6 protein-coding genes are annotated in these 7,109 nt (G+C 71.6%); 4 read left to right on the forward strand and 2 right to left on the reverse strand.

Features of this window, described 5'->3' with window-relative positions; translation table 11 throughout:
* Positions 1–152: 152 nt before the first annotated feature.
* Positions 153–830 (reverse strand): HAD family hydrolase, encoded by a 678-nt coding sequence (locus ACWGDB_RS27655; protein ID WP_453824891.1) that lies wholly within the window; start codon positions 828–830, stop codon positions 153–155.
* Positions 831–997: 167 nt separating this feature from the next.
* Positions 998–1,579 carry a TMEM165/GDT1 family protein gene (locus ACWGDB_RS27660; RefSeq protein WP_427841290.1) on the reverse strand — a complete coding sequence of 194 codons (582 nt, stop codon included), beginning with the start codon at positions 1,577–1,579 and terminating at the stop codon, positions 998–1,000.
* A 398-nt stretch (positions 1,580–1,977) separates the two neighbouring features.
* Between ACWGDB_RS27660 and ACWGDB_RS27665 the strand changes: the two genes are divergently transcribed.
* The 4 genes from ACWGDB_RS27665 (at position 1,978) to ACWGDB_RS27680 (ending at position 7,061) form a co-directional block, all read left to right on the forward strand.
* Positions 1,978–2,622: an HNH endonuclease family protein gene (locus tag ACWGDB_RS27665; RefSeq protein WP_453824892.1), complete on the forward strand. Its 645-nt coding sequence runs from the start codon at positions 1,978–1,980 to the stop codon at positions 2,620–2,622.
* A gap of 120 nt (positions 2,623–2,742) precedes the next feature.
* On the forward strand, positions 2,743–4,413 hold the full coding sequence (locus ACWGDB_RS27670) for an alkaline phosphatase D family protein (RefSeq protein WP_453824893.1): 1,671 nt from the start codon (positions 2,743–2,745) through the stop codon (positions 4,411–4,413).
* 153 nt (positions 4,414–4,566) lie between these two features.
* Entirely contained in the window at positions 4,567–6,516 is a 1,950-nt protein-coding gene (locus tag ACWGDB_RS27675; protein ID WP_453824894.1) for an FAD/NAD(P)-binding protein, read from the forward strand.
* Positions 6,517–6,608: 92 nt separating this feature from the next.
* Positions 6,609–7,061 (forward strand): DoxX family protein, encoded by a 453-nt coding sequence (locus ACWGDB_RS27680; protein WP_383624259.1) that lies wholly within the window; start codon positions 6,609–6,611, stop codon positions 7,059–7,061.
* Positions 7,062–7,109: the final 48 nt, after the last annotated feature.

Genomic DNA, 7,109 nt, shown 5'->3' on the forward strand with positions numbered 1-7,109 from the left:
GCCGGGGCTGCGAGGTGGACGGCGTCGCCGCCAGGGTGGTGCGCCGAAGAGCTCGGAACTGCGGGTCCGACGGCGACTGCGGGCCGTGCGTGGCTGGTCGCGCAGTTCCCCGCGCCCCTTGGCCGACTGCAGCGCCGTCGGCCGCTCCGGCCCTAGCCGACGCACACCCGCATCGTCCCGTCCCCCAAAGCCTCGACCCTCACCTCGCGCAAGTCCGCGACCAGCGCATCCGGCCCATGGAACCCGGCGCGGGGTCCGACCCCCACGACCCGCATCCCGGCCGCCCGGCCGGCTTCGATCCCGGCGCCGGAGTCCTCGAAGACGATGCAGTCCTCCGGCGCGATCCCGAGCTCGGCGGCGCCCTTCAGGAAGCCCTCCGGATCGGGCTTGCTGGCACCCACCGACTCCGCGGTGACCCGCACATCCGGCTGCTCCAGGCCGGCGGCAGCCATCCGCGCCGTGGAGAGCGGCACGTCGGCAGACGTCACCAGCGCATGCGGAAGGCCCCGCAGGGAGGCCAGGAACTCAGGCGCCCCGGGAATCGGCACCACGCCCTCCACGTCCGCCGTCTCCTCGGCGAGCATGCGCGCGTTGTCGGTGTGATTCTGCTCCATCGGCCGGTCGGGCAGCAGCAGGGCCATCGAGGCGTACCCCTGCCGCCCGTGGACGACCTTCATCACCTCGTCGCCGTCGAGCCCGTGGCGCTCGGCCCAGCGACGCCAGATCCGCTCCACGACGGCGTCGGAATTGACGAGGGTGCCGTCCATGTCGAGCAGGAGGGCACGGGCGGTGAGCACGGTGGGCGTGGTGGGCGCGGCGGTGGCCGACATCGGCAGCTCCAGGGCGAGGGGCGCGGGGGTGCCAGGGGTGGCCCCCGGAGGGACAAGGTGGTCCCGCCCGCCGGTCAGGGAAAACAGGCGGGAACCACTTTGTTCCCCCACGGTACAAAACGCGGGCCCCTTCGCGCCACCGCCTCCGTGAACCATTCACCGACAGTTCAGCCGGCGATCGCCTCCCACAGGCTCCACAGGCCCAGCCCGAGCATCAGCAGCGCCGCCACCTTGGTGATCAGCTTCAGCGGCACCCGCCGCATCAGCGCCTTACCGCCGACGATCCCGATCGCCGCCACGCTCCACAGCGCCAGCACCGCACCGACACCGACCGACAGCGGGTCGTCGTAGCGGGCGGCGAGGTTCGCCGTCATGATCTGCGTCAGATCGCCGAACTCGGCGACCAGGATGAGCATGAACCCGGCGCCGGACACCTTCCAGAAGGACTGGTTCTCCGGCTTGCGGACCTCCGCCTCGTCCTCGTCCCTCTTCATGAGCAGCACCGCGGCGCCACCGAGGAAGAGCACACCGGTGAGCGCCTGCACGAGCTGCTGCGGCAGCAGCGTCAGCACACTGCCGGCCGCCACGGCCAGCGCGACATGCACCGCGAAAGCGGCGGCGACGCCGGCGAAGACGTACGAGGCGCGATAGCGGGTGCCGAGGACGAGCCCGGCGAGCGCGGTCTTGTCGGGCAGTTCGGCGAGGAAGACGACGCCGAAGACGACCGCCGTCACGGTAAAGCTGATCAAGGTTCCTCAATCGGTCGGGCTGCCCCACCGAGAGCACTGTCACTGCGCTGCGACACCTCGGCACGGCAGCACACTCGGCACCCGTGCCGTACGGCACGGGCGTGTGCTGCTTGCCGAAGGTCTCGCTGGCCGACCTCGGATACGAGGTCCGCCTCCGGGCGCCGGCTCAGACGAGCTGAGCAGTATGTCGACGGTCCGGCGAAGAGCTACTCCCCTTCTGCGCCACCCATCGTACGCGAGGCCGCTCACCGGTCCACAGAAAGAAAGTCCGACCCTCAACCTTGTCGTGTCATGAACGCGACACTAACTTCTCACCCGACGCACACCTCCCCGCAACACGGCGCGGCGAGCATTCCATCGCTCGCACGCCAACACCCCCACCTCCCAAGGGAGTTAGCATGTTGAAGTTCTACGCGCGTCGACGGGTCAGCATACTCGCGGCCCTCAGCGGCCTCATGGCCTCCGTCGCGCTTTTCAACGCTCCGACCGCCTCCGCGGCGCTCCCCACCCCCGTCAGCGCCGCGACCGCCCGCAGCTACCTCGCCCAGCTCACCGTGGCCACCGAGGACCGCACCGGCTACGACCGCGACCTCTTCCCGCACTGGATCACCCAGTCCGGCGCCTGCAACACCCGTGAGACCGTCCTCAAGCGCGACGGCTCGGGTGTCGTCACCGACTCCTCCTGCGCCGCCACCAGCGGCAGCTGGTACTCCCCGTACGACGGCGCCACCTGGACCGCCGCCTCCGACCTCGACATCGACCACCTGGTCCCGCTGGCCGAGGCCTGGGACTCCGGCGCCGACAGCTGGACCACCTCGCGCCGCCAGTCCTTCGCCAACGACCTGACCCGCCCGCAGCTGATCGCGGTCACCGACAACGTCAACCAGGCCAAGGGCGACCAGGACCCGTCCACCTGGATGCCATCGCGCACGGCCTACCGCTGCACCTACGTGCGCGCCTGGGTGCAGGTGAAGTACTACTACGACCTCTCGGTCGACTCGGCCGAGAAGTCCGCCCTGACGAACCACCTCTCCAGCTGCTGACGAAGCCATTGGGCAGCGCTGACGCGGTCCCGCCCGAGTTCGGCAAACCGTGACCTGCGGAACCTCCCCGCTCCCCTCCGTCGTTCCGTACCGTACGGGGCGACGGAGGAGGGCGATCACGTGGCCGAACTGCGGCTTGGTCCACTGCTGAGGTACGCCGACGGCTCGTCCGCGACCGTCTGGGTCGAGGCGAGCCGTCCGTGCACGGCCGAGGTGCGCGGCGCGGACGGCGCGCGCGGCGAGTCCCGCACCTTCCAGGTCGCGGGCCATCACTACGCCCTGATCCCGGTGACCGGCCTCGCCCCGGGCACCGCACAGTCGTACGAGGTCCTCCTCGACGGCGCCCGAGTGTGGCCGCTGCCCGACTCTCCCTTCCCGCCCTCCCTGATCCGCACCCCCGCCGACGGCGACCCCGTCCGCCTCTCCTTCGGCTCCTGCCGCTGGGCCGCGCCGCCCGCCGGTGAGCCGGACCCGGTCGGACCGGACGCCCTGGACACACTGGCCGCGCGGATCGCCGCCGAGCCGGACGGTGAGCGGCCGGATGTGCTGGTGCTGCTGGGCGACCAGGTGTACGCCGACGAGACCTCCAAGGCGACCAGGCGCTGGCTGGCCGCGCGCCGCGACCTGAGCGAGCCGCCGGGCGACGAGGTCGCGGACTACGAGGAGTACACCCGGCTGTACTACGAGTCCTGGCTCGACCCCGAGGTGCGCTGGCTGCTGTCCACCGTGCCGAGCTGCATGATCTTCGACGACCACGACGTCATCGACGACTGGAACACCTCGGCCGCCTGGCTCGCCGACATGCGCGAAACGAGCTGGTGGCGCGAGCGGCTGCTCAGCGGGCTGATGTCGTACTGGGTCCATCAGCACCTCGGCAATCTCTCGCCGGACGAGCTGGCCGCCGACCCGCTCTACGCCGCCGTACGCGAAACCCCCGACGGCACCGACCTGTTGCGCTCCTTCGCCTGCAGGGCGGACGCCGATCCTGCCTCCGTCCGCTGGAGCTACCGGCGCGACTTCGGCCGCGTACGGCTGCTGATGGTGGACACACGGGCGGCTCGCGTCCTCGAAGAGGGTGCGCGCTCCATGCTCAACCCGGGCGAGGCGCGGTGGCTGCGCGAGCAGGCGCTCGACGCGCGTGGTTCGTACGACCACCTCCTGATCGGTACGTCCCTGCCGTGGCTGCTGCCGCACCTGGTGCACGACGCCGAGGCGTGGAACGCCGCGCTGTGCCGGGGTGACCGCGGCGAGCGCTGGGCGCGCTTCGGGGAGGATCTGCGGCGGCGGGCCGATCTGGAGCACTGGGCGGCCTTCCCGTCGTCCTTCGACGCGCTGGCGGAACTGATCGCCGAGGCCGGGTCGGGGACGGAGGCGCCGGCGACGGTGTGCGTGCTGTCGGGGGACGTGCACCACGCCTACATCGCCGAGCCGACCTGGCCGGACGGTGGCGGGCCCGACGCCCGGGTCCTGCAGCTGACCTGCTCGCCCGTCCACAACGCCATCCCCAGCGCGATCCGGGTCGGCTTCCGCTTCGGCTGGAGCGGGGTGGCCCGCTGGCTCGGACGGCGGTTCGCGGGGCACGGCGGCTGTCCCCGGCCGCCGGTCGACTGGCGCCGCACGGGCGGCCCCTGGTTCGGCAACCAGCTCATGACGCTGACCCTGCGGGGGCGTTCGGCCCGGCTGCGGCTGGAGCAGGCGCGGGCGGTGCGGGGAGCGGGAGCCGAGGGTGCCGGGGCACGGGGTGCGGGGGCGCGGCTGCGGACGGTCTCGGAGTCCGAACTCGCCCCTTGAACAGCCGGTTTCACCCCATAGGGGCTCCCGTGTGACGTGACACACCTGATGTTCGTGAGGCATCTCACACTCGCTCATCTCAAGGCTCGGTTCACCCCGCTCCCGACGGCATGATGAGCCGGACCGTCCGCTTCCACCCGGCGGTTCGCTCCAATGCGCCCCACACGCCCGGGAGTCACCCTTTTGTCTGCACCGCCCCCCGCGCCGACCCCTGACTCCCCCACGGTCTCCGTCGCCCTGGTCGGCGCCGGCCCCCGCGGCACCAGCGTCCTGGAACGCCTGTGCGCCTCCGCTCCCGAACTCCTCCCGCCCGGGGCGCGTCTCACGGTCCATGTGATCGACCCGGCACCGCCCGGCCCGGGGCGCGTCTGGCGGACCGCGCAGTCGCCCGAGCTGCTGATGAACACGGTGTCCTCACAGGTCACGCTGTTCACCGACGAGAGCGTGGACTGCTCGGGCCCGATCCGGCCCGGCCCCAGCCTGTACGACTGGGCGGCCGGCGCACTGGGTCCGGACGAGTACCCGACCCGCGCCCACTACGGCCGGTACCTGGAGTGGGTGTTCGCGAAGGTCGTCCGCGAGGCGCCGCCCACCGTGCGCGTCGAGACGTACGCGGCCCGCGCGGTCCGGCTCGACGACATGCTCGACGGCAGCCAGGTCCTCACCCTCCACGACGGCCGTGTGCTGCCCGGCCTGTCCGCCGTGGTCCTCGCGCAGGGGCATCTGCCGACGGCCGCCGACGCAATCCAGCGCCACCTCGCCGGGTACGCCGAGGGCCACGGCCTGCGCTACGTGCCGCCCGCGAACCCGGCCGACGTCGATCTGTCCTCCGTATCGCCCGGCGAACCGGTGCTGTTGCGCGGCCTGGGCCTCAACTTCTTCGATCACGTGGCCCTGTTGACGACGGGCCGCGGCGGCAGCTTCGTCCGCGCCGAGGGCGGCCGCGGACTGCGATACGTCCCTTCCGGCAACGAGCCGCGCCTGTACGCCGGTTCGCGGCGCGGCATCCCGTACCAGGCGCGCGGCGACAACGCGAAGGGGGCGTACGGCCGTCACCTCCCGCTCGTGCTGACGCCGGAAGTGATCGCCGGTTTCCGCAAGCGGGCGGACTCGGGCGAGGCGCCGGACTTCCTCGCGGAGATATGGCCGCTGGTGGCGAAGGAGGTGGAGACGGTGTACTACACGGCGCTGATACCGGAGGTGCGGCAGCGGGCGGCTTTCGCGGAACGCTTTCTCACCGTCCCCCACCGCGACCTCCAGGAGGCCTTGCTGCTGGACGAGTTCGGCGTCCCGGAGCGTGAGCGCTGGAGCTGGGACCGGGTGTCCCGGCCGTACGCGGGATGCGACTTCCCGGATCCGGGGCAGTGGCGCGACTGGCTGCTGGCGTATCTGCACGAGGACGCGGCCGAGGCCGCCCGGGGCAATGTGCACGGCCCGCTGAAGTCGGCCCTCGACGTACTGCGCGACCTGCGCAACGAACTGCGGCTCGTCGTCGACCACGGCGGCCTCGCCGGCACCTCCCGCCGCGACCATCTGGACCGCTGGTACACCCCGCTCAACGCCTTCCTGTCCATCGGCCCGCCCCGCCGGCGCGTGGAGGAGCTGGTGGCATTGACGGAGGCGGGTGTGGTGGAGGTGCTCGGGCCGCGACTGGAGGTGCGGGAGGAGCAGGGGGCGTGGGTGGCGCACTCCCCCGAAGTGCCGGGCTCGGCAGTGCGGGTGACGACCCTCGTCGAGGCGCGGCTGCCGGAACCGGATCTGCGCCGCAGCGCCGACGAACTGCTGGCCCGGCTGCTGAAGACCGGGCAGTGCCGGCCGCACACCGTCGATGGTTACGAAACGGGAGGACTGGACGTGACGCAGCGGCCGTACCGCCTGATCGACCGTCAGGGTCTGGTGCACGAACGGCGATTCGCGTTCGGGGTGCCCACGGAGGGCGTGCACTGGGTGACGGCGGCCGGGGCGCGGCCGGGTGTGGATTCGGTCACTCTTTCGGATGCGGATGCGGTGGCGAGAGCGGTGCTACATGCGGTTGTTCCTGGGCCGGAAGGGGACGCCGAGGCGACGCGATGGCCGAATGTTGAACTTGCAAGTGTTGATTAGGGTTACCTAACGTGGGACCTACCGATCAGTATCCGTCCCCACGCCGTTCCCTACTGGGACCGGTAAAACCTCAGACCGAGGGAGTCCCCCACATGACCGGACGCCTCAACAGCGCCCAGCCGTATGCCATCGGCCTGTTCCGCATCGTCGTCGGCCTGCTCTTCGCCTGCCACGGCGCCATGTCCATCCTCGGCGCCTTCGGCGGCGTGGACGGCAAGGGCGGCACCGCAGCGACCGGCGCCTGGCCCAACTGGTACGCGGCCGTCATCGAGCTCGTCGGCGGCAGCCTGGTCCTGCTCGGCCTCGGGACCCGCATAGCCGCGTTCGTCGCCTCCGGCGCCATGGCCTACGCGTACTTCAAGGTCCACCAGCCCGAGGGGCTGTGGCCCATCGAGAACAGCGGCGAAGGTGCCGCGATGTACTGCTGGGCCATGTTCCTGCTGATCTTCACCGGCTCCGGCGCGTTCGGCCTGGACCGGCTGTTCGCCAAGCGCTCCGGCGCGGAGAGCAGGACGGCGCCGGACCAGACGCCGGTTACGGCCTGACGGCCACCGCACGCGCACGACGGCGCCGGCACCCGCGAGGCTCACGCG

This window comes from Streptomyces sp. NPDC055013 (assembly GCF_053608645.1).